Consider the following 23,498-nt stretch of genomic DNA (forward strand, 5'->3'; position numbering starts at 1 on the left):
AACGGCCCCGCCGATAAGCGGAGCCGTCCTTCGTCTAGCGATTACATTCCGATAAAGTCGTTCGTTAAGGCTTCACGATCTCGATCGCCTTGCCCCGCAGGACGTATACGTTGATCGGATCGCCGAAGTTCAGGCTGTCGGTCGTGATCAGCGTATCGCCTTGGTGAATGTACGCTTGCGGGGAGAGCGCGACCGAGTAGTTGTCGTCGCTCAGCGATTCTTTCTGATAATAAAACGTGTTCGTCGTCTTGTCCGTGCGCCAGTACGTCTTGCTGACCGGCGTCACGACGTTCAGAATCGTGCGATCGTTCTCGTCCTTGCGAAGCTCGACGCGGTCGTCCAGCTGAATCGCGGACAGCGTGTTGGACGATACGCCATTGCGCACGACGAGCGGCGTCACGCCGACCGTTTGCTTCACGGCGGCGCCGGTGCCGGCGCGAAGGTCGATCGTGCCTGCGGCCGTATCGATCGCGACGACCCGCCCGAACGTCGACGGCACGATCTTGGCCAGCGTTGGCGTCGCGCCCTGCAATGTTACGTTAAGCAACGTCCCGGCGGCAAAGCCGGACAGCTGCGCCGCGTTGCCGCTTGCGTCCTGAAGCGCGAAGCCGCTGCCGACCGTCCATTCGGCGACCGAGCCGTCGGAAGCCTTGGCCTTGAGCTTGCCGGCGGCCGCGTCGACGGATACGACTTCGAACTGAACCGTCTTCACGACCTGCAGCCCGACCGCGTAGTTTTGGCCACCGTCGAGCAGCGCGACGATCTTGTCGCCCGCCTTGATGTCCGCGTAGGTGCGGTTGGTCTGTCCGTATATCTCGACGGTCGGCGAAGTGTAAGGCACCGTCACGGTCGAGTTGTTGTCCAGCAAAAGCTGAAGCGTCTTCGTCGTCGTGTTGTTTGCCAACACCGTTCCCTTGTACTGGGCGACGAAAGAAATGGAGACGATGTTGCTGCCCGAATAGCCGATATCGACCTTGCGGCCTTTATAGAGCATGCCCGTGCCCGCGTCCGCGGAAATCGTCGTGCCGTTCAAATCGTAGCGGACGCCGGAGCCGAGCGCGAACGTCTTGACGTTGCCTGCGGCATCCTTCAGGATGAGCACCTTGGCGTCGTAATCGTAAGAAGACACGATCAGCCCGTTCTGGACCTGAACGCTCCGTCCCGTCGCCTCGACCGCGGTGACCTTGCCTTCCGCGTTCAGCGTCAGCGTGACCGCGTCGCCCGGATACAGATCCGCCAGCGTCGCGCCGTTCAGTCCCGAGATTTTGACCGCGACGCCGGCAACGTATTCCTTGCCGATGATGTCGCTCGCGCCGGCGATTCTGTATTGGATCGTCTGCGCGGTCGTATCGATCTTGAACAGCGTCCCCGTCGCGCTAGCCGCGACGGCGCTCTTCGTGACCGTCACCTTCGTATAAAGGCCGCCTTTGATCTCGTAGGAGACCGTATCGCCGACCTTGATGTCGCCGATCGCCGCCGGCACGCCGCTGACCGTTCGCAGCACCGCGTTGGCGTCAAGCGCCCGCGTATCCGCGATCGATGTGGCGTTGTCCTTGATCTCGAGCTTGCGGCCGACCGTATCGACGCCGATCACCGTGCCGGTGCCGGACTTCGCGACGGACGATTGGCCGGTCTTGACTGCGAGGACCTTGCCGGATTGCGTGTACGTATCGATCGTAAGCGTGAGATCCGCGTTTTCCGGCAGATCGGCAAGCGCGACCTTGTTGTTCTCCGCGTCCGTTACGGACGGCAGCCGAGCCGGATCGTACGCGTACGACTGCACGTCTTCGCCGCTAAGCAGCGTAATGGCGGACTTCGAAGCGCTCACGACGACGAGCTTGCCCTGCACCGTCTTAACCTGAGGCGTATCGCTTACTTGTTCGACGTACGCCGCCGAGCCGTCCGCGGCCGCGATAACGTTTACCGTGCCGTAAACTTTAAGCGCGTCTTGCGCGGTGAGCGCTTCGCTGTCGAGACGAGAATACATCGTGCCCATGCCGACGGTGTAGGCCGTCGCCGTGCCGTTCGCTTGCAGCACGGTGACGGCATTGGCGTCGGCGCCGAGCAGCATGCCGGTCGTTTGCTTCGGGTAAGCGACCTGCTTCGCGGCTTCCGCGCGGCTGAACAGCGTCGCCGCCGTCGCCCGGGTCACGACGCCCTTGGGCGCGAACTTATTGCCGCTAAGTCCCTTCACGAGATCCAGGTCGACGGCCGCTTTGACGAAGCCGACCAAATCCTTGTCGATCGAGGCGTTGTCGGCGAAGGAAGTCGTGCCGGCAGCCGCCGTCTTGCCGATCGTGCGGACGAGCAGCCGCGCGATCCATTCGCGCGTCGCGGGCGCTTCGCCCCAATTGACCTTGGGCTCGGCTTCGGCGAGCGCGAACTCTTCGGATCGGTTAAGCAGTCCTTCCTTCAGCGCGTAGCTAACGTACAGGTTGGCGTAGGAGCTGACGTTAAACGTACTCGGGAAAGCGGCAACGCCGGAATCCAGCGCCTTCTGTTCGAGGCCGAGGAAGCGAATCGCGATGATGACCGCATCCTGTCTCTTGACGCTGTCGTTCGGCGCGAACAGATTACCGCCCTTGCCCGCGATCAAGCCTTGGAGCGCCAGCTTGGCGATATGCTTTTCCGCCCAGTGGCCGGCTACGACGTCGGTGAACGGCGTCTTGGAGGCCGCGGAAGCGGTCGGTGCAGAACCGACCGCTGCGGCGCCGGACCAAAGCAGCGCCAGCAGGAGAATGGATAATAGCCATTTACGTGGTTTGAGCGACATCGTGTGATCTCCCCGATCGCGCGCGCCGGACTCGCCGGCCGTCACGCTAAATTAAGATAAGCTTTGACCGCTGCGGCGAGGCCGGCGGCCGTGCGGTTTTGGAAGTCCTCGGTGAACAGCTTCTTTTCTTCCGTCGCGTTCGACAGATATCCGGCTTCGAACAGCACGGCCGGCATCTTGGTCTCCCGCGTGACGGCCAAGCTCTTCTGGATGACGCCGCGGTCCGCCAATCCCGTAGCCGGCGTCGCGTACTGTTTGACGACGTTGGCGAAGGCAACGCTTTCCGCGCGCGTATAGTAAACTTCGGTGCCGCTGACCGTATTTTTGGTGTTGCTGTTCGCGTGAACGGACAGGAACAAATCGGCTTTGACCGAGTTGGCCAGGTTATACCTGTCGCTAAGCGAAGGGAACGTATCCGCCGATCGCGTCATCACGATCTTGATGCGGGCATCGGTCGCTAGCAGCGCTTGTACCTTTAAAATGACGGCCAGGTTGAAGTTTTTCTCGTACTTTCCGCTGACGCCGATCGCGCCGGAGTCCGATCCGCCGTGTCCGGCGTCGAGCACGACCGTGTATACCTTGTTTTGCGGCACTTCGTTAACCGGCGGCACCGCGTCCGCGCTGAGCTTGATTTTGAGTTCGCCCGCCGAGGCGTCGTTTTGAACCTCGTAGCCGTAAGCGCTGCTCAGGTCAAGCACGAAACGCAGGGCGTTCGGGTTGCTCTGGAACAGCGAATAGCGTACCTGCGTAAGCACGGGATGCCCGGCTACGGGATAGACGCCGCTCTTCGCCGTCGTACCGTTCACGACGAGATTTTGTCCGAAGTCCGAAGCGAAATCGGACTTGGGTACGTCGACTACGATGCGGTCCGGCCCGGTGAGCGAGGTGACGACCGGCTGGACCGTACCCTCGTAGCTTAAAATCACGGTTTCGTTTTCAAAGCGGATACCGTGAATGTAAGCGAGGCTCGCGTTAGGGTCGGCGACCGTCGTGCCGGTGCCTCCGTCAGTCGTGCCCGTGTCTCCGCCTGCCGTGCCGTTGCCGCCCCCCCGTGGAACCGTCCGTCGCTGGCGGATCCTCGTCGACGACGCCGATCATGCCGCCGCCGGACGAATTGTCGCCGCTTCCGCCGGCGCCTGCCCCGTTCGTCCCGCCCGACGTTCCGCCTGAATCGGCCTTGGACGTGTAGATGAACGCGGACTTCGTCTTGTTGTCCCAGACGATATCCGCGCCGAAGTTGTCCTTCACGAAGATGAGGGGTACCATCGTCGTGGCCGTCTGGGGCGTCGTCTGCTTGATAATGGGCGCCGCCTCGAGCTGGCTCTCGATGCCGTTGATGGTCGCCTTTTTTGCTGCCGACGGTCATGGCGATGACCGAATTCCCGTTCGTAACCGTGACCGTCTTGGTCGCGTTATCAAACTTGACGGTGAACCCCAGGTTCTCCGTTACGGTGCGGATCGGCAGCATGACGCGGCTGTCGATCAAGGCAGGCGGTTCCTTCGGCGTCAATACGACGCCGTCCAGAATCAACTGGGGCGTGACGGTCGCCGCCGAAGCGAGACCGGCGGCCGTTAACAGCATCGATACGACAAAAATCAGGGAAATCCAGTACCTCATGCTTCACCTCGGTGTCAATGATTGGGCCGTTCCAAAAGCGGCGCTTCCGCTAAAAAAGTCCTAAGCAGACCTTTCTAGCGGAAGGGGCGCTTTTTTGGCTTGTCCACCCTAATTTAGACGCCGGGCAATGTCAAAAGTTGCGAGTTAAAGCGGAAAAAAAAGGCCTTCTTTCCCGAAAAGTGTCGACCCGGGAAAGAAGACCCATATAGCGTTCCAAATCGGCGATTAAAATACGTTCGCCAGTCTCTTTTCGTTTTTGGCTTCGTATGCTGCGATCTCGTCCGCATGCTGCAGCGTGAGACCGATATCGTCCAGTCCTTGAAGCAGGAATTGGCGGCGGTGCTCGTCGAGCTCGAACGGGATGCTCAGCCCTTGATCGTCGGTGATGACCTTGTTCTCCAGGTCGACGGTCAGCTTGTAGCCCTCGTTCGCCTCGGTGCGCTTGAACAGGTCGTCGACCTGCTCCTCGCTCAGCTTGATCGGCAGAATGCTGTTCTTGAAGCAGTTATTGTAGAAGATGTCCGCGTAAGAAGGCGCGATAATGACGTTGAAGCCGTAGTCGAGAATCGCCCAAGGCGCGTGCTCGCGGGAGGAGCCGCAGCCGAAGTTGGCGCGCGACAGCAGGACCGTAGATCCTTGGTAGCGCGGCTTGTTCAGGTTGAACTCGGGGATAACCGCCCCCTGCTCGTCGAATCTCCATTCGAAGAACAGGTACTGGCCGAAGCCGCTGCGCTCGATGCGCTTCAGGAATTGCTTAGGGATAATGGCGTCGGTATCGACGTTCACGCGGTCGACCGGCGCGACGAGACCCGTGGATTTGATAAATGGTTGCATATGCGTATGTCTCCCCTCTTAAGCCGTCACTTCGGACTTGAATTCCCAGTTGCGGACGTCGGTGAACTTGCCCTTGATCGCCGCTGCCGCAGCCATCTCCGGCGACACGAGATGCGTGCGTCCGCCGCGGCCCTGACGGCCTTCGAAGTTGCGGTTGGACGTCGACGCGCAGCGCTGTCCGGGCTGCAGAACGTCCGGGTTCATCGCCAGGCACATCGAGCAGCCCGCTTCGCGCCATTCGAATCCTGCGGCGGTGAATATCTTGTCCAGGCCTTCTTTCTCGGCCTGGATCTTGACGCGGCCGGAACCCGGCACGACGATCGCGGTGACGTTCGGGCTCACGCTATGGCCCTTGGCCACGGAAGCAGCGGCGCGCAGATCCTCGATCCGGCCATTCGTGCAGGAGCCGATGAACACGTAGTCGATCGGAATCTCCGACATCGGGGTCCCGGGCGCCAGATCCATGTATTCGAGCGCCTTTTCGGCGGCTTTGCGTTCGTTTTCGGTCGGCAGCTGCTCCGGATAAGGCACGATCGACGTGATGCCGGTGCCCATGCCCGGGCTCGTGCCCCAGGTGACTTGCGGCACGAGCGAAGCGACGTCAAGGTCGACTTCGGCGTCGTAGACGGCGCCTTCGTCCGTCGCCAGCGCCTTCCACTGCTCGACGGCGCGGTCGAAGTCGTCGCCTTGCGGCGCGTATTCGCGGCCGCGCAGGTAGTTGAACGTCGTCTCGTCCGGCGCGATCAGGCCGGCGCGGGCGCCGCCCTCGATGGACATGTTGCAGACGGTCATGCGCTCTTCCATCGTCAGTCCCGTGATCGCTTCGCCGGTGTACTCGATGACGTAGCCGGTCGCGAAGTCGGTGCCGTACTTGGCGATCAGGCCGAGGATGAGATCCTTCGCCGTGATGCCGGCCGGGCGCTTGCCGATGAAGTTGACCTTCATCGTCTTCGCCTTGGATTGCTGCAGGCACTGCGTCGCGAGCACGTGCTCGACTTCGCTCGTGCCGATGCCGAACGCCAGCGCGCCGAACGCGCCGTGCGTCGAGGTGTGGCTGTCGCCGCACACGATCGTCTTGCCCGGATGCGTCAGGCCGAGCTCGGGGCCCATGACGTGAACGACGCCCTGGTCGATCGTGTTCAGGTCGTACAGCTTGACGCCGAATTCGGCGGCGTTGGCCGTCAGCGTGTCGATCTGCTGCTTGGAGATCGGATCGGTAATATTGAAGCGATCCTTGGTCGGCACGTTGTGGTCCATCGTCGCGAACGTCAGGTCGGGACGGCGAACCTTGCGGCCGGTCATGCGCAGGCCTTCGAACGCCTGCGGAGACGTAACCTCGTGAACGAGGTGCAGATCGATATACAAAATGCTAGGCTTGCCCGCTTCCGAATGAATCACGTGATTGTTCCAAATTTTCTCGAACATCGTTTGTTTGCTCATTTTACATTCACCCCGTGTAGATATCCTCGTCTAGAATGATTCTATAATAACATTGGTTCTATCATTGTTCCAAGATATAATATCTATAAAGTTGATAGTTCAATCGAATAAGGAGAAACTTCCATGGAATTCAGATTGCTTCATTACGTCATTCAAATTGCCGCCGAACGGAATTTCTCGCGCGCCGCCGAAAAGCTTCATATCGCGCAGCCTTCGCTCAGCCAGCAGTTGTCCAAGCTCGAGAAGGAGCTCGGCGTGCTGCTGTTCAAGCGGACGACCAACAGCGTCGAGCTGACCCATGCCGGAACGGTATTCGTAGAAAAGGCCCAGCGGATCGTTGATATGACCGAGCAGCTGCGGCGCGAGATGGAGGATATCGCCGACCTGCGAAAAGGCCGCGTCGTCGTCGGCACCTTGCCGATCACCGGCTCGCACATCTTGCCGCACGTGCTGCCCGCGTTCCGCGAGGCTTACCCCGACATCGAGATCGCGCTCGTCGAGGAGGCTTCGGCCACGCTCGAACAACTGACCGCGAGCGGCGGCACGGACGTCAGCCTGCTCACGCTGCCCTTGGTCGAACCGACCCTCGCCTACGATCCGATCCTCGAGGAAGAGATCTGCCTCGCGGTCCCCCGGGATCATCGGTTGGCGGCGAACGGCGCGGCCGAGGCGGACGTCGGCGCGCTCGCGGACGAGGCGTTCGTCATGCTTAAAAAGGGCCAGGGCTTCCGCGCGATCGCGGTCGGCCTCTGCCGCCAGGCGGGCTTCGATCCGCGCGTCGCCGTAGAGAGCACCAATATCGAGACGGTGCAATCGCTCGTCGCCGCCGGCATGGGCATCGCCTTCGTCCCGCAGATGATCACGCGCAGGGAGCACGACGGCCTCCAGCCGGTCTACTTGTCGCTGAAGGGACGGCCGACGCGAACGCTTGTCATCGCCTACCGCAAAGGCAGGTACCTGTCCAACGCGGCCGAGGCGTTCATCTCGACGTTCCGGGATACGATGCGCAAGCTGGAACCCTCCAGAGCCGAGGGCGCATCCTCTTAATAGAGCGTCGGCCTGCGGTCTTCGAAGACGGGGATTCTCCCGCGAACCTCGTCCGTCAGCGACAAATCGATCTCGGCGCGCAAGATCGTCTCTTCCTCGCCCGCTTCGACGACGATCTCGCCCCACGGGTCCACGACCATCGAATGGCCGAAAAACCGCGTCTCTCCGCTCGTGCCGCTGCGATTGCAGGCGACGACGTACATCTGGTTCTCGATGGCCCGCGCCTGGAGCAGCGTCCGCCAGTGGTGCAGGCGCGGATGCGGCCATTCCGCCGGCACGAACAGCACCTTCGCGCCGTCCAGCGCGAGCTTGCGCGCGAGCTCCGGAAAACGGATGTCGTAGCAAATCATCGCGCCGGCCGGCACGCCCTCGAGCTCGAACCGCCCCGGCCGCTCGCCTGCTTCGAGATGCAGATGCTCGTCCATCAGCTTGAATAGATGAATCTTGGCATACTCCGCGATCTGGCTGCCCGTGCGGTCGAAAGCGTAAAAGGTGTTGGTGACGCCCCCGCCGAGGGCGGCGCGGCTGGCCGCGACCGAGCCCGCCACCACGTTCACGCCGTGCTTCCGGCTGAACGAGGAGATGAAGTCGATGGTGCGCGCGCCCTCCGCGTCCGCAATCTCGCGAATGCGCGCCAGCTCGTAGCCCGTGTTCCACATTTCCGGCACGACGATGACGTCGGGCTTGCTCTCTTCGCCCGCCGCTCGCTCCAGCAGCGCCGCCAAGCGTTCGAAATTATCGTCCGGATATCCGGCATGTATATCCATTTGGATGAGAGCCAGCTTCAGCTTGTTGTTCATTTCTGATCGCTCCTTCATTAAAACGGCTCGAGATCGCGCCCGAGCCTTCAGGTAGCCTCATCGTAACCGATTCGCGGCAGCCGGACAAGAAGCGACATTTCCTTCTTTTCCGATTGTCCTACTCAACCCCTTGTGCTTTGGTCTACGTAGATTGTATAGTCAACTTTGTGACCCTTACGAAAAGCACTCTATGAAAGCAACGGAGCGTGAAGCTGTCTCATGTCCATCTCCATACAACCCGCGGACCGCATGGCCGGGCTGCCGGAGCAATTTTTCGCCGCGCTCGTCGGCAGGGCGAACGCCCGCGCCGCGACCGGACGCGACGTCATCAACCTCGGCCAGGGCAATCCCGATCTGCCCACCCCTTCGCATATCGTCGATAAACTGAAGGAAGCGGCCGAAAATCCGCTGTACCACAAATATCCGCCGTTTCGCGGATTTCCCTTTTTTGAAGGAAGCCGTCGCGAAGCGTTATAAAGAAGATTACGGTGTCAAGCTCGATCCCGTTAGCGAAGTCGCGATCCTGTTCGGCGGCAAGACCGGCCTCGTGGAGATCAGCCAGTGTCTGCTCAATCCCGGCGACGTCTGTCTTGTGCCCGATCCCGGCTATCCCGATTACTGGTCGGGCGTCGCGCTTGCTGGCGCGAGAATGAGCCAGATGCCGCTGCTCGCGAAAAACGGCTTCCTGCCCGACTACGAGGCGATTCCGGCCGAAGATCTGGCTCGCGCGAAGCTCATGTTCCTCAATTATCCGAATAATCCCACCTCTGCCGTCGCGACGCCTGAATTTTACGCGGACACGGTACGCTTCGCGGAGCGGCACGGCGTCGTCGTGGCGAGCGACTTCGCTTACGGGGCGATCGGCTTCGACGGCCGCCGACCCGTGAGTTTCCTCGAGACGCCGGGCGCCAAGGAGGTCGGCATCGAGTTCTATACGCTGTCCAAAACGTACAACATGGCCGGCTGGCGCGTCGGCTTCGCGCTTGGCAACAGCAAGATCATCGAGCTGCTCAACCTGATTCAGGACCACTACTATTGCAGCCTTTTCGGCGGTATCCAGGAAGCGGCCGCGCTCGCGTTGACCGGCCCGCAGCAGGCGGTGGCGGACCTCGTCTCCGTCTACGAACGCCGCCGCGACGCGCTTTACGACGCCCTTGCCTCTCACGGCTGGCACGCGCCGAAGCCCGACGGCTCGTTTTTCTGCTGGCTGCCGGTGCCGGAGGGCCACGATTCCGCTTCCTTCGCCAACCTGCTGCTTGAAGAAGCCGATATCGTCGTCGCGCCGGGCATCGGCTTCGGCACGCACGGCGAAGGCTATGTCCGCCTCGGATTGCTGGCGTCGGAAGAACGGCTCCGCGAAGCCGCCGCGCGTATCGGACGGCTCGGGCTGTTCCGCTGAGCCGATCCGCCTGCCGGACGTTCGCTTTCTTTACAAGGGCGTAGGGCCGTGCTATTCTTAAACCAACCGGCATCGCCAGCCATGGCGCTGCCTCCGTCCTCCATTAAACGCTATGACGGGAAACGAAGGAAATTCGCGCCGATCAGAGAGCAAATTCCATTGGCTGGGAGAATTTGCGCGGTCGCCCTCCTTCCCCCATCCCCGAGCGGCCGGCGAAGAGCCGGACGGAGCCTGCCGTTACCGGGCGTTCAAGCGGACGTTTTCTTCGCCTTCGCGGCAGGGAGCGTCAACGAAGGTGGTACCGCGGGAGTCAGGCTCTCGTCCTTTGAACAGGACGGGGGCCTTTTTGCTTGCGTTTAAGCGGTTTACGCGCAAAAGCTCGATCATGCATAAGGAAAGGAAGCGGTAAGGATGCGTCGCATCGTCGTCAAGATCGGCAGCAGCTCGCTCGCGGGCGAATCCGGCGGGCTTAATCGGCAAAGCTTCGGTTACTTCGCCGCCGAGATCGCTGCCCTTCACCGTCAGGGCGTGCAAACTTTGCTCGTCAGCTCGGGCGCCATCGCGGCCGGCTACCGGGCGGTCGGTTACGAGGCCAGACCGAAGCTCGTGCACGAAAAGCAGGCGGCAGCCGCCGTCGGCCAGGCGCTGCTGATGCAGGCTTATCAGGAGGCGTTCGCGCCCTACGGCATCGCCGCCGCGCAAATCTTGCTTACGCGGCCCGACTTCAGCCAGCGACAGCGCGCGCAAAACGCGCAGCGCACGATCGAGGAGCTGCTGCGCCAAGGGGTCGTGCCGATCATTAACGAAAACGACACCGTCGCCGTGGACGAGATCAAATTCGGGGAGAACGATTCTCTCTCCGCGCTCGTCGGGAATCTCGTAAAGGCGACCGGCCTGTATATTCTGACTGACATTGAGGGGCTGTTCACGGCCGATCCGCGCAAGGACGCTTCGGCCGTGCGCATCGACCGCGTGGAGGTCATCTCCGAGGAGCTGTACCGGATCGCGGGCGGCGCCGGCTCGTCGGTCGGCACGGGCGGCATGCGGTCCAAGATCGAAGCGGCGCGCATCGCCATGGGCGGCGGCGTGCCGACGTTCGTCGGACGCTCGACCGAACCGGGCGATCTGCTCGCTGCCGTCGAAGGCCGCGGGAAGGGCACCTACTTCGCGGCTTCCCTTCACTCGCTGCCCGCGAAAAAGCAATGGATCGGCTTCTTGTCGGTCCCCCAGGGCCGCGTCTTCGTCGACCCCGGCGCCGAAGCGGCGCTGCTGAACGGCGGACGCAGCCTGCTGCCAGCGGGCGTCACGCATGTCGAGGGCGAATTCCACCCCGGCGACGTGGTCGAGGTCGTGAGCGGCGGCCGAACGCTCGGGCGCGGCGTATCGAATTATGACGCCTGGCAGATCACCGCGGTGGCCGGACTGTCGAGCGAAGAAGCCGCGCGACGCGTAGAAGTCGGGCGCATCGAGATCATACACAGAGACGAATGGGTCACCACATACGTACCCAAGGAGGCGAAAGGATCATGAGCGAAGCGAGAAACAAAGCGATCGCGGCCGGTACGGCGACGGCGGCCTTGAACAATCTGACGACGGCGCAAAAGAACGAAGCGCTCGCTCTAATGGCGGACGCGCTCGTCGCGAACCGGGACGATATCATCGCCGGCAACGTCATCGACATCGAACGCGGACGGGCAGGCGGCACGTCCGAGTCTCTCCTCGACCGGCTGCGGCTCGATGACAAACGCATAGAGGCGATCGCGCAAGGCTTGCGCGAGGTCATCGCCCTGCCCGATCCGGTCGGCGAGACGATCGCCGCGTTCGAACGGCCGAACGGCCTTCGGATCGAACAGCTGCGCGTACCGATCGGCGTCGTGGGCATCATTTATGAAGCGCGGCCGAACGTGACCGTGGACGCCGCCGGGCTATGCCTGAAAACGGGCAATGCGGTCGTGCTCCGCGGCGGATCCGCGGCGCTCGAATCGAACAAGCGCATCGTCGCCGCCCTTCGCGGCTCGCTGCGCCAAAGCGCCGTACCCGAGGACGCGCTGCAGCTCGTCGAGGACGCGAGCCGAGCTTCGGCCAACGAGATGCTCAAGCTGAACGGCCTCCTCGACGTCATTATTCCGCGCGGCGGCGCGGCGCTCATCCGCAACGTCGTCGAAAACGCGACCGTGCCCGTCATCGAGACCGGCGCGGGCATCTGCCACACCTACGTCGACGCGACGGCCGACTATGACATGGCCGAAGCAATCGCGCTGAACGCGAAGATCCAGCGCCCTTCCGTTTGCAATTCGATGGAAACGCTGCTGATCCACGCGGACTTCGCGGGCAAGCATCTCGAGCGGCTGGCCGACAGCTTTCGCCGGGCTAGCGTCGAGCTGCGCGCCGATGCTGCCGCAAGAGCCCGCGTATCTTGGGCGATCGAAGCGACGGACGAAGACTATGCGACCGAATACAACGACTTTATATTGAACGTTCGCGTCGTGGGCGATCTCGACGAAGCGCTGGCGCATATCGCCAGGTTCGGCACGAAGCATTCCGAATGCATCGTGACCGAGGATCAGGCGAACGCCGACCGCTTCCTGCAAGAGGTCGACGCGGCGGCCGTCTATCACAACGCCTCTACCCGGTTCACCGACGGCTTCGAGTTCGGCTTCGGCGCCGAGATCGGCATCAGCACCCAGAAGCTTCATGCGCGGGGACCGATGGGACTGCCCGCGCTGACCTCGACCAAATACCGGATCCGGGGTAACGGACAGACGCGCGGATAACCATTTGGTTCATTAACCATTAATGACGTTAAATAAAGGATTGGAGACGAACATCGATGAATGCGACGCAAGACATACTCACCCATTCTAAAATATGTTTTTATGGCGCAGGTTCGATGGCAGAAGCCATTATACGCGGTCTCGTGGACACCGGGGCTGCGCCAGCCGGCAACATCACGGTGTTCAACCGGTCGAATGCAGAAAGGCTCGCCGAGCTTCGCGGACGCTATGGCGTATTGACCGCGGACAGCGAAGCCGCGAGGCAAGACGCGCTGCTCACCGCGGACGTCATCGTGTTGGCCATGAAGCCAAAAGATGCCGCGGCGGCATTGAAGGCGTTTGCGCCTGCGCTGCGCGCGGAGCAACTGATCGTTTCGGTCATCGCCGGCCTATCGATCGATACGATCCGCCAGCTGACCCGCGCGGACCAGCCCGTCGTGCGGACGATGCCCAACACGTCCAGCAGCATCGGACTCGGCGCGACCGGCATCGCCTTCTCCGAAGGCTTGCCGGATGACGCGCAGCGTCTCGCCCTCGACATGTTCGGCGCCGTCGGCATCGCGCAGGTCGTCGAAGAGCGTCTGATGGATGCGGTAAACGCCGTGTCGGGCAGCGGCCCCGCCTACATCTACTACGTCATGGAAGCAATGATCGCCGCAGGCGTCGCACAAGGCCTCACCCCCGAAGCCGCGCGCGAGCTGACCGTGCAGACGGTTCGCGGCGCGGCGGACATGGTTCGGATTACCGGGGAGCAGCCGGCCGAGCTGCGCCGCAAAGTCACTTCGCCGAACGGCACGACCCAGGCGGCGATCGAAACGTTGCAGCGGCTTGGCGTCGACGAAGCGTTCTCCGCCGCCATGGATCGCTGCGCGGCGCGCGCCGGCGAGCTGGGACGCGCGATCGCCGAAGAGGCGTTAGGCGGTTGATGGGCCGTCTCCGCATGTCGCCTCCCAATTACGGGACGCGAATTCTCAACCATTTCAACAGCATCTACAGCATCTACAGCATCTGTTAACAGAAAGAAGGTATCGCGAAATGAGCGTGAACATGAGCCAGGCGTCCTATCGCCTGTTCGACGACAAGGCGGACTTCGCCAAAAAAAGCCGAAGGCATCGCCGTCGGCCTAACCGTCGGAAGTTGGACCGAGCTGCCGGAAGTGGCCAAGCAAAAAATGGAGAAGCATCTCGGGCGGGTCGTCTCCGTCGAGACGCATGAACCCGACGGCGCGAGGCCCGGCGAGCGCTACGCCGACATTACGATCGAATATCCCGACGTCAACTTCAGCCGGGACATTCCGGCCCTGCTCGTGACCGTGTTCGGCAAGCTGTCGATGGACGGCCGCATCAAGCTGACCGGTCTGAAGCCGTCCGGCGAGTTCCTCTCCGCCTTCCCCGGTCCCAAGCTCGGACTCGAAGGCGTCAGGGCATATCTAGGCGTGAACGATCGTCCGCTCCTCATGAGCATTTTCAAATCCGTCATCGGATACGACCTGTCCGGCCTGCGAGAGCAGTTCCTCCAGCAGGCGCTCGGCGGCGTCGACTTGATCAAGGACGACGAGATTTTGTTCGAAAATCCGCTCACGCCGCTGGAGCGCCGCGTGGAGGCGTGCATGTCCGCCGCGCGCGAAGCCGAATCCGTCACCGGCCAGAAGCTGATCTACTTCGCCAACCTGACGGGACCGACGTCCAAGCTTCGCGAAAACGCGCTGCGGGCCATCGATGCCGGCGTCAACGGCCTGCTGTTCAACGTGCTGGCGTACGGCTTCGACGCGCTGGCCGAGCTGGCTGCGGATCCGGCGGTCAACGTCCCCATCGCGGCACATCCGGCGATGGCCGGTGCCTATTATCCATCGCCGCACTACGGAATCTCCGCGTCCGTCCTGCTCGGCACCCTCATCCGGATCGCCGGCGCGGATCTGTCCCTCTTCCCTTCGCCTTACGGCTCCGTCGTCATGCCGAAGGCCGAGAACCTGGCGGTCCAGGACGCACTCGTAAACGATGCGCTGCCTCAAAAAGCAGTCTTGCCGGTACCGTCCGCAGGCATTCATCCCGGCCTGGTACCGCTCATCGTCCACGACTTCGGACGCGACGTCGTCGTCAATGCGGGCGGCGGCGTCCACGGCCATCCGCTCGGCGCGGCCGCCGGCGGACAAGCCTTCCGCCAGGCGATCGACGCCGTGCTCGCCGGCCAGGACCTTGAAGCCTATGCGTCCGCCGGCGGCGACCGCGAGCAGTTGAAGCTCGCGATCGAGCGCTGGGGGGGTGCGCCGCCCTTGAGCAAGCGAACCTTCAACAAGCCGCCCGTCTTGTTCTGCGACTTCGACGGCACGATCACGCTCAGCGACAATATCGTCGCCGTCATGAAGCAGTTCGATCCGCCCGGCTGGCGGCCGATCGTCGATGACATCGTCGCGCTGCGCAAGTCCGTGCGCCAGGGCGTCGGCGAGATGTTCGCCTTGATCCCTTCCGCCCGGCGACAGGAGATCACCGATTACATCCTGTCTACGGCCGGCATCCGGCCCGGCTTTCAATCGCTGCTCGATTGGTGCAAGGCGAGCGGCGTCGAGTTTTACGTGACGAGCGGCGGCATCGACTTTTTCGTCTATCCGATGCTCGCGCCTTTCGAGATTCCGCTCGACCATATTTATTGCAACGGCAGCAGCTTCGAGGGAGAGCGTATCGAGATTTTGTGGCCGCATGCCTGCGACGGCGCGTGCGACAACGATTGCGGCATGTGCAAAACAACGGTCATTCGCCGTTTTCCGAAAGAACAATATACGCGCATTCTCATCGGAGACAGCGTGACGGATTTTGCGGGGGCGAAGCTGGTCGATCTTGTGTTCTCCCGCTCCCACCTGACCGAGCGCTGCGCCGAGCTGGGACTTCCGCATATACCGTTCGAGACGTTCCACGACGTCGTCAGACATTTGGATGAAGGAGATTGGTAATTCGATGAGCGACATTTTACTTGAAGACAAGCAGCGGGTATACCGCGAACTGGACGCGGTCAAATCGGACTTCGCCGCCCGGGGCTGGTTCCCCGGGACGAGCGGCAATCTGTCGATGCGGGTCGGCGGCTTCGAGCCGGGAAGCTTCGCATTCGCGGTCACGGCGAGCGGCAAGGACAAGGCTGCGTCGACGCCGGAGGACTTTTTGCTCGTCGATCAGTCGGGCGCGCCGATCGAGGCTACGCGGCTCAAGCCTTCCGCGGAAACGCTGATTCATTGCGAGATTTACCGCCAGACGGGCTGCGGCGCCATTTTCCATATTCACTCCGTGTTCAACAGCATCGTCTCCGAGCTGTTCTGGGAGCGGCGCGCCGTCCCCGTTGAAGGCGTCGAACTGATCAAAGCGTTCAACATCTGGGACGAAGAAGCCGTCATCGACGTGCCCATCGTCTCCAACTTCGCCGACATTCCGCGCATCGTGCCGGAGGTCAAGGATCGTCTGGACAAGCGGATCCCCGGCATTCTTCTGCGCAAACACGGCATCTATGCCTGGGGCCGCGACGCGTTCGAAGCGCGCAAGCATCTGGAGGCGTTCGAGTTTCTGTTCGAATACGTATACCGGATGGCGCTGCTGAAGCGCTGACCGATTGGCTACCGCGCATGCAAAGAGCCCGCCTTCCTTCCCGGAAGCGCGGGCTTGTTTTTTGTATGAGATTCGCTCACGACCTGCCGACGAGACGCAAGCCCCTGTCCTTTTCCCGTTCGAAGCCGTAGAAGCGCGTGCCCTGATAAGTCAGCATGCCGGCATCCTGCTCCGCCAGCAGGCCGTACTCGCCGCCGCTCATCTTGAATTCGATGCGGGCGCCGTCCGAGAGCTCGAACGTCGCGTAGTAATAAGTATCCGACTGGTGATGGGAGATGCCGTCGTCGTGATGATGGCGATAATGGACGAGCGAACGCTTGGAGACGACGCGGGAGGCGACGGACAACAGCGGCTGCTTGTTGTTGTGGCTCCACTCTCCGATGCTACGGACGCCGAAGATCGCGATGATGCCGAGTACCACGCAGAACAGAACCGGAAGAATGACCTGCAGTTCGCCCAAAATGTCCAAATCGATCCGCTCCTCTCAGTTCCTGTCGCCGGCCTAGCCGCTTATACCTATATGTACGCGGCTCGGTCCGAAAACTTAACTGAAAAAAACGGAACCGCCTTGAAGGATCGGAAACCCGTCCCTTAAGGCTTCGTGGACTTGATCTTGCTGACGTGGCGGAAGCGGAGCGCCGACCAGACGACATCGATCGCGACATTGCTGACGACGCGGTAATCGGTCCGGGTCTCCATGATCCGCCACAGCAGATCGCGGTTCAAATCGGTCTGAACCTTGGCGGATTGCTTCGGATACGAGATCCAGCAGACGGCGTCCGGCTGCAGCAGCGGGATGATTTTCGGCAGCGTTTTCAGGACGTCCTCGGTGTTTTTGACGAACACGAGCACAAAGTCGAATCTGCCCTCCGCCTGCGTCTCGACGTCGACGCCGAGGTCGAAGCCCTCCGGCGCCCCGTATACGAGCGCCCTCCCCGTTTTGTAATACAATTTTTGATAAAGCGGCTTTTCCATCGTCGCATGCTCCTTCTTGTCATCTGGTCGAACGGCCTGCCCCCTCGGTCAGCGCCCGGTACGGAAGCGCTGGGCGTGCGCCCTTGCGTCCTCTACGCTGCGGACCCGATTGCGGCTCCATTCGAGCAATATTCTGTCCATGTATCGAAAAGATAGCTTGCCCGCAAACACCGATTCTTTGAGCGCGAACAAGATCAATTCTTCCGCATACTTGTCTTGATCGAGCCAGCCGGCGATCGTCTCCGCCTCCATCGGCGAGATCGGACGCCCGAACTCCCGCTCGAATACGGCGAACAGGCTGACCGTCTCCGCGTGCGGACCGTCCTCCGGGACCGAACGGGCTCCGGCCGCGAAGTCCGCGGCTCCCTGAATGGCGGACGGCGTCTGGGACCCCGCAGCCCGAACAGGGGCTTCTCCCGACACGACCAGTTGTGCGATCGCCTGGAAGAGGCCGGCCAGATTGTAGCGCTCGGCCCTGATGCCAGACACCGGGTCGCTCATCTCGTCGATCGCGATCAAGCCGCGGCGGATGAGCTTCTGCAGCGACTCGCCGATGACGGCGCCCGATGCCCCGAGCCGCTGCTGCAGCTGCTCCATCGTCGGAAAATCGTTCTGCTCCAGCTGCCTGAAGGCGACGACCTGGATCAGCAGCATGCAGTCGGTGTCGGACAGCCCCAGCATCCGGTAGACGCGCAGCAGCGCGTAAGGAATGCTGGCCGCGCCGTCCATGTAGGCTTCGGCCAGGCTGGCCGCCATGCCGCCGGCGTCACTCATCGGCCGCAGCCTCCTCGGCCGCCTTCACGAGCCTGTACGTGTCGCGCGCGATAAGCAATTCCTCGTTCGTCGGCACGACGAGTACCTCGACCTTGGAGGCATCCGTCGAGATTCTGCGCGATTCGCCGGAACGGACCCGGTTGCGCGCGTCGTCGAGCTCGATGCCGAGGAACGTCAGACCCTCGCAGACCGCCTTGCGAAGCACGTCCGAGTTTTCGCCGACGCCGGCCGTGAATAGCAGTACGTCGATGCCGTTCATCGCGGCCGCGTACGCGCCGACATATTTGCGGATGCGGTAGACGTACATCTCGAACGCGGTCTTCGCAGGCTCGCTGCCTTCGTTCATCGCCTGCACGACTTCGCGCATGTCGCTGCTGATGCCGGAAATCGCGATCAGCCCGCTGTGCTTGTTCAGCATCGAGTTGACCTCCGACAGCGTCAGCTCTTCCTTGTTCATCGCGTACGGCACGATCGCGGGATCCAGATCGCCGCTGCGCGTGCCCATCATGAGCCCCTCGAGCGGCGTCATGCCCATGCTCGTATCGAACGATTTGCCGCCCAGTATCGCCGTGCAGCTCGCGCCGTTGCCGATATGGCAGCTGACGATCTTCAGCTCCTCAAGCGGCTTGGCCAGGTACTCGGCAGCCTGCTTGCTCACGTAATCGTGCGACGTCCCGTGGAAGCCGTAGCGCCGGATCTGATGCTTGCGGTAGAGCACCATCGGAATCGCGTACAAGTACGAGGTCTTGGGCATCGTCTGATGAAAAGCCGTATCGAATACGACCGCCTGCGGAACGTCCGGCAGGTTGGTCTCCACGGCGAGGATGCCCATCATATGGGCCGGATTGTGCAACGGCGCCAGGTCGAACAGCTTGCGAACCTCCAACTTGACGTCCGCGTCGATCAGCACCGACTCGCTGAACGTCTCCCCCTCCGTGCACGATCCGATGGCCGACGGCCTGCACCTCGTCGATATTGCGCAGCACGCCGAAGCGGCGGTGCGTCAGCATGTCGAGCACCTTGCGGACGGCCGTCGTATGCTCCAGAATCTCGCTGACTTCGCGTACTTCCGGCTGACCTTCGACCTCGTGCGTCAGAATCGACGACTCCATGCCGATCCGTTCCACGCGGCCTTTGGCGAGCACGTTTTCCGTCTTCATGTCGTACAGCTGGTATTTCAGCGAGGAGCTTCCCGCGTTGATGACTAGCACGTTCATGGCTGGCGCTCACCGTCCTTCGTATACTTGAAGAAGCCTTGTCCCGTCTTCACGCCGAGCTGGCCTGCGCGAACCTTCTTCTTAAGCAGGATCGACGGCCGGTACTTGAGCTCGCCGTATTCCCTGAACATCCGGTCGAGCGCGGCCCATACCGAGTCCAGGCCGAACCGATCCGCCATCTCGAGCGGGCCGTAATGAAACTGGTATCCGATGCGCATCGCCGCGTCGATATCCTCCGGCGAGGCCACCCCCTCCTGAAGCACGTTCAGCGACTCGTTGATGAGCAGGCAGATGAGCCGCGTCGTCACGAAGCCCGGCGACTCGAACACCATGATGCCCTTTTTTGGACAGGTCCCGCTCGATGAATTCCTTCGTCCGCTCGTACGTGTCGTCCGACGTCTGCAAGCCCCGCACGATCTCCACGACATCGATGCGGAACGCCGGATATACGAAGTGCATGCCGATCACCCGCTCGGGATGCTTGGTCACGCTGGCCAGTTCGGTAAGGCTGAGCGTCGACGTATTGCTCGCCAGCACGCGGCCCTCGGGTATAATATCGTCCAGCTGCTGGAAAACCGACTTCTTGCTTTCCAGATCTTCGCTGATCGTCTCTATGATCAAATCGCACTCGGCGAGATGTTCTAGCGAAGGCTCGGCATGGATCCGGTTCAATATGAGTTTTTTCTCCGCTTGCGTAATGGCCCAGCGCTCGATCTGACGGTCGAGATTTTTTTCGAGCGCGATCTGCGCCTGCTTCAGGCGCGCGCCGGAGCTGTCGGTCATATGAACGTCCAGCCCTTTGGCGGCGAGCATCTCCGCGATGCTCTGGCCCATCGTCCCCGCCCCTACTACCCCGATCGTCCGAAACATCCGCCGTTCCCCTTCCCCCGATTGCACGTTCTGCATCCAACCTGACTTTCCCATATTAACATACCCGCTCTCCGACATAAACCGACGCGGCCCGCGGAATCCGGGAAGGGTTTGCGTCGGTTTTGCGTCGGGAATGTGACAAGCGCGCAATCTTGCCATCCGGTATGAGGGGAAAGCGGCGCACGTCCTTCAAAATTCGGTACTTCCGGCTCGTAAGGCGTCTATTTATCGGTTCGTAAAACGTCGGACAAGCAAGCGAGCAGCAGGTCGATCTCCTCCGCGGTACCCACCGATATGCGCAGCCAATCGGGCAATCCCCATCCCGCTCCGCTTCGGACGATCACGCCCCGCTTTAGCAATTCGCTGCATACGTACGCCGCCCGCGCGCCGAAGTCGGCAAGTACGAAATTAGACTGCGACGGCACGGACCGGACGCCGATACGTTCGAGGCCTTCGCGCAGGCGAATGCGGCCCGCCGCGTTCGTACGCAATGTCGCTTCGAGGTGCGCCTCGTCGTCCAGGGCCGCCGCCGCCGCGGCCTGGGCGAGCGCGTTGACGTTGAACGGCTCCTTGACGGCGAGCATATGGGCGATGACGTCCGCCGGGCCTGCGGCGAATCCCGCCCGCATACCCGCAAGCCCGAAAGCTTTGGAAAAGGTCTGCAGCACGACGAGCCGGGCGCCCTCTCGCAGCAGCTCGAATCCGTCGGCATAATCCTGCGCGTCCGCAAAATGCGAGTAGGCGGCGTCCAGCACAAGCAGGCAGCCTTCCGGCAAACGAGACAGCAGGTACGACAGTTCGGTCCTCGGCATGTACGTACCGGTTGGATTGTTCGGCGAGCAGACAAAGACCAGCTTCGTGCGCGCATCCACCGCCGCCAGCAGGTCCTCGGCCCGCAGCGCAAAGGAAGCGGACAGCGGAACTGCGATCGTCTCCGCGTTCATGAGACGCCCGCCGAAGGCGTATTCGCTGAACGTCGGCGAATACGTCGCGATCCGGTCGCCCGGCTCGAGATAAGCTTCGCAGATGAGCGTGATGAGCTCGTCCGCACCGTTCGCTACGATGAACCGGGCGGCATCCAGAGACAGCTTCGCCGCCAGCTTGCTTCTAAGCAACGCTGCACGGTCGTCGGGATATCGGTGCATATCCGGCAGCATATCGCGGACGGCTTGTAGGGCGAGCGGGGACGGACCGAGCGGATTTTCGTTGGACGCCAGCTTGACGACCCGTTCGAGTCCGTATTCGGCTCGGATGTCAGCGATCGAACGTCCGGGTAAGTAAGGCTGCATGGCCGCGAGCGCCGCACGCGGCGACGGGCCAGGCGCAGCCGGGCCTTGTATCGTTGATACGGCTGGTTCGATGGACGGATGAAGGTTTTTCATAGCATCGTTCAGCTCCTGTTTGCTTGATGATGCTATATTATATCAACGCGTTAATATAGTAAAGCGTTAATGCAAAAAGCAAGACTGCAAATCGCGCTCCGACGGCGAAGTGCAGCCTTATTGACGTCATTACTTCAAGCTGCGTGCGGTCGCATCGTCCACAAGCACCGAAGCGAGCTGTTTTTTCCAGCTGTCCAAGTATTTGTCTTCCTTCGCCCACTGCGCCATGATGAGCGATTCGTTCGAGTGAAGCGGAATGCGAAGCGGATCCTGGTCCCCGCCCAACAGATGATAGGGGTAAACTACGAGTTCCCCGTCCAATACGATCACGAGCATGTCCTCGTTAGGCGACGAAAAAGCATCCTTGGCGGTTGGTTCGATCTCGAGAATCTGCGACCAGGTCGGATAAAGCGTGTCGAACTTGTTGATCGCTTCGGGCAGCGGGGTCGACAGCTCCGTCAGCGTCTTGTTCGCGAGGGGGGGCGTAGGGCTGCCCCGCCGTGTCGGCGGCAGCCGCTACCCAGCTGCCCGTACGACGGATGATCGACCATTGTTCCGTTCGTTGTTCTGGCGCTGCCGCATCCTTTTGCGCGACCGGCGTCTCCGTCGCCTCGGCGGTTTTCATCGCATCTTCGAGCGAGACATGCGGCTCCGATTCGGGTTCGAACGAAGTGCGCAGGGCGCCCGCAGCCAGCTGATCCATGTCCTTCACCCATCGATAGACGCGGTTCGGGGCGTCCGACGGATTCTGCTCGATCGATACGTACTTGTTGCCCACGAACAGCAGCCGTTCGGCCAGCGGCGCAGCGCTCGATTCGCGGAGCGCGCCGAGGTCGGCCTTGGCGGCATCCTTGCCCGTCACGGGATAGGCGATCAGCTTCTGGGCGGGCGCCGGGCTGCCTGCGTCAGACATGACGGCTTCGATCTTCCAGAAGTTCTGGCCGTATGGCATGACGATGCCGTCTCCCTGCGCCGTAAGCTCGAACTGACCGTCCGTCGGCGCAATGAAGAGAGTGCGATAGCTGCTGACGACGCTGCCGTCCTCGCTCTTGGGGTCCTCGCGAAGGCCGAGCAGAAGCGCGGAATGCAGCTCCGCGTCGGCATCGGCGAATAGAGGCGCTTCCGTGCCGGCGGTCTGGCCGGCCCCCTGCAGATCCATCGAACCGGCAGGGCCGCCCGAGCCGAACGACCAATGCCACAAGCCTACGAACAGAAGCAGCATGGCCATCGCCGCGAGACCCGCGCCGTGCCAGCCGAACCGAAGGAGCGGATGGCGGCGCCCCACGGGACGCTCGATCGCTTCTTCGATGCGGGCGACCAGCCGCGCGTCAAAACCGTGCTTGATGAGCGGGCCGCGCGATAGCTGCTGCTTGAGGTCTTTATCATTCGGTTCCATGGCCGTTGCGCTCCTTCATTTTCGCGATTTTGCGACGAGCGTGAAACATCCGCGACTTGACGGTCCCTTCGGTCACGCCGAGCACGTCTGCGATCTCCTTCAGCGACAGCTGATGATGCGCGTATAGGATCAGCACTTCGCGCGATTTGACCGGCAGCTTCAGCACTTGCTTCCACAGGTCGTTCACGGCGTACTGCTCGATGACGTCGTCCTCGACGGAGCGCCGCTGGCCGGTATCGAGGCTCCAGTCCGTCAGCGACACCCGGCGGATAAACGCCGAGCGCTGATGGTCGATCACCGTATTGCGCGTAATCGTGAGGAGCCAGGTGCGTATGGACGAGTCGCTCCGGAACGTGTCCAGGTTTTTGAAAACCTTGACGAATACGTCCTGCGTAACGTCGTCCGCCACGTCCCATTTCCGCGTCAGGCTGTAGGCGAAATTCCACACCTCTTTGCCGTAGGCGGTCATCAGCTCGTGGAGCACCGTTTTTTTTGTCGTCGGAATCGCTCATATATTTTAGGTATTCGAAATTGGCGTCGGAGTTCTGCAAACAACCACCTCATTATTGGACGAAGACAAATGACTTCCGGTTCAAATTATTATGTTAC

At 61.7% G+C, this 23,498-nt stretch carries 19 protein-coding genes and 5 pseudogenes; 8 read left to right on the forward strand and 16 right to left on the reverse strand.

Annotation, left to right across the window (positions count from 1 at the left end):
• Positions 1-64 precede the first annotated feature (64 nt).
• From OMP38_RS01135 to leuC, 6 genes and pseudogenes are all read right to left on the reverse strand, one after another.
• Positions 65-2,773, reverse strand: a complete 2,709-nt coding sequence (locus OMP38_RS01135) for an S-layer homology domain-containing protein (RefSeq protein WP_277563534.1) — start codon at positions 2,771-2,773, stop codon at positions 65-67.
• Positions 2,774-2,814: 41 nt separating this feature from the next.
• A complete protein-coding gene (locus OMP38_RS01140) occupies positions 2,815-3,699 on the reverse strand; it encodes an N-acetylmuramoyl-L-alanine amidase (RefSeq protein WP_277563535.1) in 885 nt (294 codons plus the stop codon).
• 79 nt (positions 3,700-3,778) lie between these two features.
• On the reverse strand, positions 3,779-4,111 hold the full coding sequence (locus OMP38_RS01145; protein ID WP_338130461.1) for a stalk domain-containing protein: 333 nt from the start codon (positions 4,109-4,111) through the stop codon (positions 3,779-3,781).
• Positions 4,112-4,178: 67 nt separating this feature from the next.
• Positions 4,179-4,391: pseudogene (locus OMP38_RS35440) on the reverse strand (stalk domain-containing protein); the annotation flags it as partial.
• Between the two features lie 225 nt (positions 4,392-4,616).
• Positions 4,617-5,225, reverse strand: coding sequence for a 3-isopropylmalate dehydratase small subunit (gene leuD / locus OMP38_RS01155; protein WP_277563537.1), 609 nt, complete (start codon positions 5,223-5,225; stop codon positions 4,617-4,619).
• Between the two features lie 18 nt (positions 5,226-5,243).
• The gene (gene leuC / locus OMP38_RS01160) at positions 5,244-6,665 is read right to left on the reverse strand and encodes a 3-isopropylmalate dehydratase large subunit (RefSeq protein ID WP_277563538.1); all 1,422 of its coding nucleotides are present in this window, start codon (positions 6,663-6,665) and stop codon (positions 5,244-5,246) included.
• A gap of 123 nt (positions 6,666-6,788) precedes the next feature.
• Between leuC and OMP38_RS01165 the strand changes: the two genes are divergently transcribed.
• Positions 6,789-7,712 (forward strand): LysR family transcriptional regulator, encoded by a 924-nt coding sequence (locus OMP38_RS01165; RefSeq protein ID WP_277563539.1) that lies wholly within the window; start codon positions 6,789-6,791, stop codon positions 7,710-7,712.
• Here the strand turns inward: OMP38_RS01165 and OMP38_RS01170 are convergent.
• Positions 7,709-8,512 (reverse strand): carbon-nitrogen family hydrolase, encoded by an 804-nt coding sequence (locus tag OMP38_RS01170; RefSeq protein ID WP_277563540.1) that lies wholly within the window; start codon positions 8,510-8,512, stop codon positions 7,709-7,711. The genes OMP38_RS01165 and OMP38_RS01170 overlap by 4 nt on opposite strands.
• Positions 8,513-8,731: 219 nt before the next feature.
• Here OMP38_RS01170 and OMP38_RS01175 point away from each other — a divergent pair.
• From OMP38_RS01175 to mtnB, 7 genes and pseudogenes are all read left to right on the forward strand, one after another.
• Positions 8,732-9,911 (forward strand): annotated as a pseudogene (locus OMP38_RS01175) (aminotransferase class I/II-fold pyridoxal phosphate-dependent enzyme).
• A gap of 411 nt (positions 9,912-10,322) precedes the next feature.
• A complete protein-coding gene (gene proB, locus OMP38_RS01180; protein WP_277563541.1) occupies positions 10,323-11,441 on the forward strand; it encodes a glutamate 5-kinase in 1,119 nt (372 codons plus the stop codon).
• Positions 11,438-12,685: a glutamate-5-semialdehyde dehydrogenase gene (locus OMP38_RS01185; protein WP_277563542.1), complete on the forward strand. Its 1,248-nt coding sequence runs from the start codon at positions 11,438-11,440 to the stop codon at positions 12,683-12,685. The genes proB and OMP38_RS01185 overlap by 4 nt, the downstream gene beginning before the upstream one ends.
• A 56-nt stretch (positions 12,686-12,741) precedes the next feature.
• Complete coding sequence (gene proC / locus OMP38_RS01190; protein ID WP_277563543.1) at positions 12,742-13,611, forward strand: pyrroline-5-carboxylate reductase; 870 nt, start codon at positions 12,742-12,744, stop codon at positions 13,609-13,611.
• Between the two features lie 109 nt (positions 13,612-13,720).
• Positions 13,721-14,945 (forward strand): annotated as a pseudogene (locus OMP38_RS01195) (2,3-diketo-5-methylthiopentyl-1-phosphate enolase); the annotation flags it as partial.
• Between the two features lie 45 nt (positions 14,946-14,990).
• Positions 14,991-15,632 (forward strand): 2-hydroxy-3-keto-5-methylthiopentenyl-1-phosphate phosphatase, encoded by a 642-nt coding sequence (locus tag OMP38_RS01200; RefSeq protein WP_277565130.1) that lies wholly within the window; start codon positions 14,991-14,993, stop codon positions 15,630-15,632.
• Between the two features lie 4 nt (positions 15,633-15,636).
• Positions 15,637-16,275, forward strand: a complete 639-nt coding sequence (gene mtnB / locus OMP38_RS01205; protein ID WP_277563544.1) for a methylthioribulose 1-phosphate dehydratase — start codon at positions 15,637-15,639, stop codon at positions 16,273-16,275.
• Between the two features lie 76 nt (positions 16,276-16,351).
• Here the strand turns inward: mtnB and OMP38_RS01210 are convergent, their stop codons facing one another.
• The 9 genes and pseudogenes from OMP38_RS01210 to OMP38_RS01250 all read right to left on the reverse strand — a co-directional run bounded on the left by OMP38_RS01210 (position 16,352) and on the right by OMP38_RS01250 (position 23,373).
• Positions 16,352-16,744 carry a DUF2500 domain-containing protein gene (locus tag OMP38_RS01210; RefSeq protein WP_199408932.1) on the reverse strand — a complete coding sequence of 131 codons (393 nt, stop codon included), beginning with the start codon at positions 16,742-16,744 and terminating at the stop codon, positions 16,352-16,354.
• A 122-nt stretch (positions 16,745-16,866) separates the two neighbouring features.
• The gene (locus OMP38_RS01215; RefSeq protein ID WP_277563545.1) at positions 16,867-17,250 is read right to left on the reverse strand and encodes a hypothetical protein; all 384 of its coding nucleotides are present in this window, start codon (positions 17,248-17,250) and stop codon (positions 16,867-16,869) included.
• A 48-nt stretch (positions 17,251-17,298) separates the two neighbouring features.
• Entirely contained in the window at positions 17,299-18,024 is a 726-nt protein-coding gene (locus OMP38_RS01220) for a DnaD domain protein (protein ID WP_277563546.1), read from the reverse strand.
• A pseudogene (locus OMP38_RS01225) lies at positions 18,017-19,241 on the reverse strand (acetate/propionate family kinase). The gene OMP38_RS01220 and the pseudogene OMP38_RS01225 overlap by 8 nt, the downstream one beginning before the upstream one ends.
• Positions 19,238-20,111: pseudogene (locus OMP38_RS01230) on the reverse strand (3-hydroxyacyl-CoA dehydrogenase family protein). Before OMP38_RS01230 ends, OMP38_RS01225 begins: the two co-directional pseudogenes overlap by 4 nt.
• Before the next feature lie 221 nt (positions 20,112-20,332).
• Positions 20,333-21,493, reverse strand: coding sequence for a histidinol-phosphate transaminase (gene hisC / locus OMP38_RS01235; protein WP_277563547.1), 1,161 nt, complete (start codon positions 21,491-21,493; stop codon positions 20,333-20,335).
• 129 nt (positions 21,494-21,622) lie between these two features.
• Positions 21,623-21,823 (reverse strand): hypothetical protein, encoded by a 201-nt coding sequence (locus OMP38_RS01240; protein ID WP_277563548.1) that lies wholly within the window; start codon positions 21,821-21,823, stop codon positions 21,623-21,625.
• 13 nt (positions 21,824-21,836) lie between these two features.
• Complete coding sequence (locus tag OMP38_RS01245; protein ID WP_277563549.1) at positions 21,837-22,889, reverse strand: hypothetical protein; 1,053 nt, start codon at positions 22,887-22,889, stop codon at positions 21,837-21,839.
• Positions 22,876-23,373, reverse strand: a complete 498-nt coding sequence (locus OMP38_RS01250; protein ID WP_338130380.1) for an RNA polymerase sigma factor — start codon at positions 23,371-23,373, stop codon at positions 22,876-22,878. The genes OMP38_RS01245 and OMP38_RS01250 overlap by 14 nt, the downstream gene beginning before the upstream one ends.
• Positions 23,374-23,498: the final 125 nt, after the last annotated feature.

This window comes from Cohnella ginsengisoli, assembly GCF_029525555.1.
Classification (GTDB): domain Bacteria; phylum Bacillota; class Bacilli; order Paenibacillales; family Paenibacillaceae; genus Cohnella; species Cohnella ginsengisoli.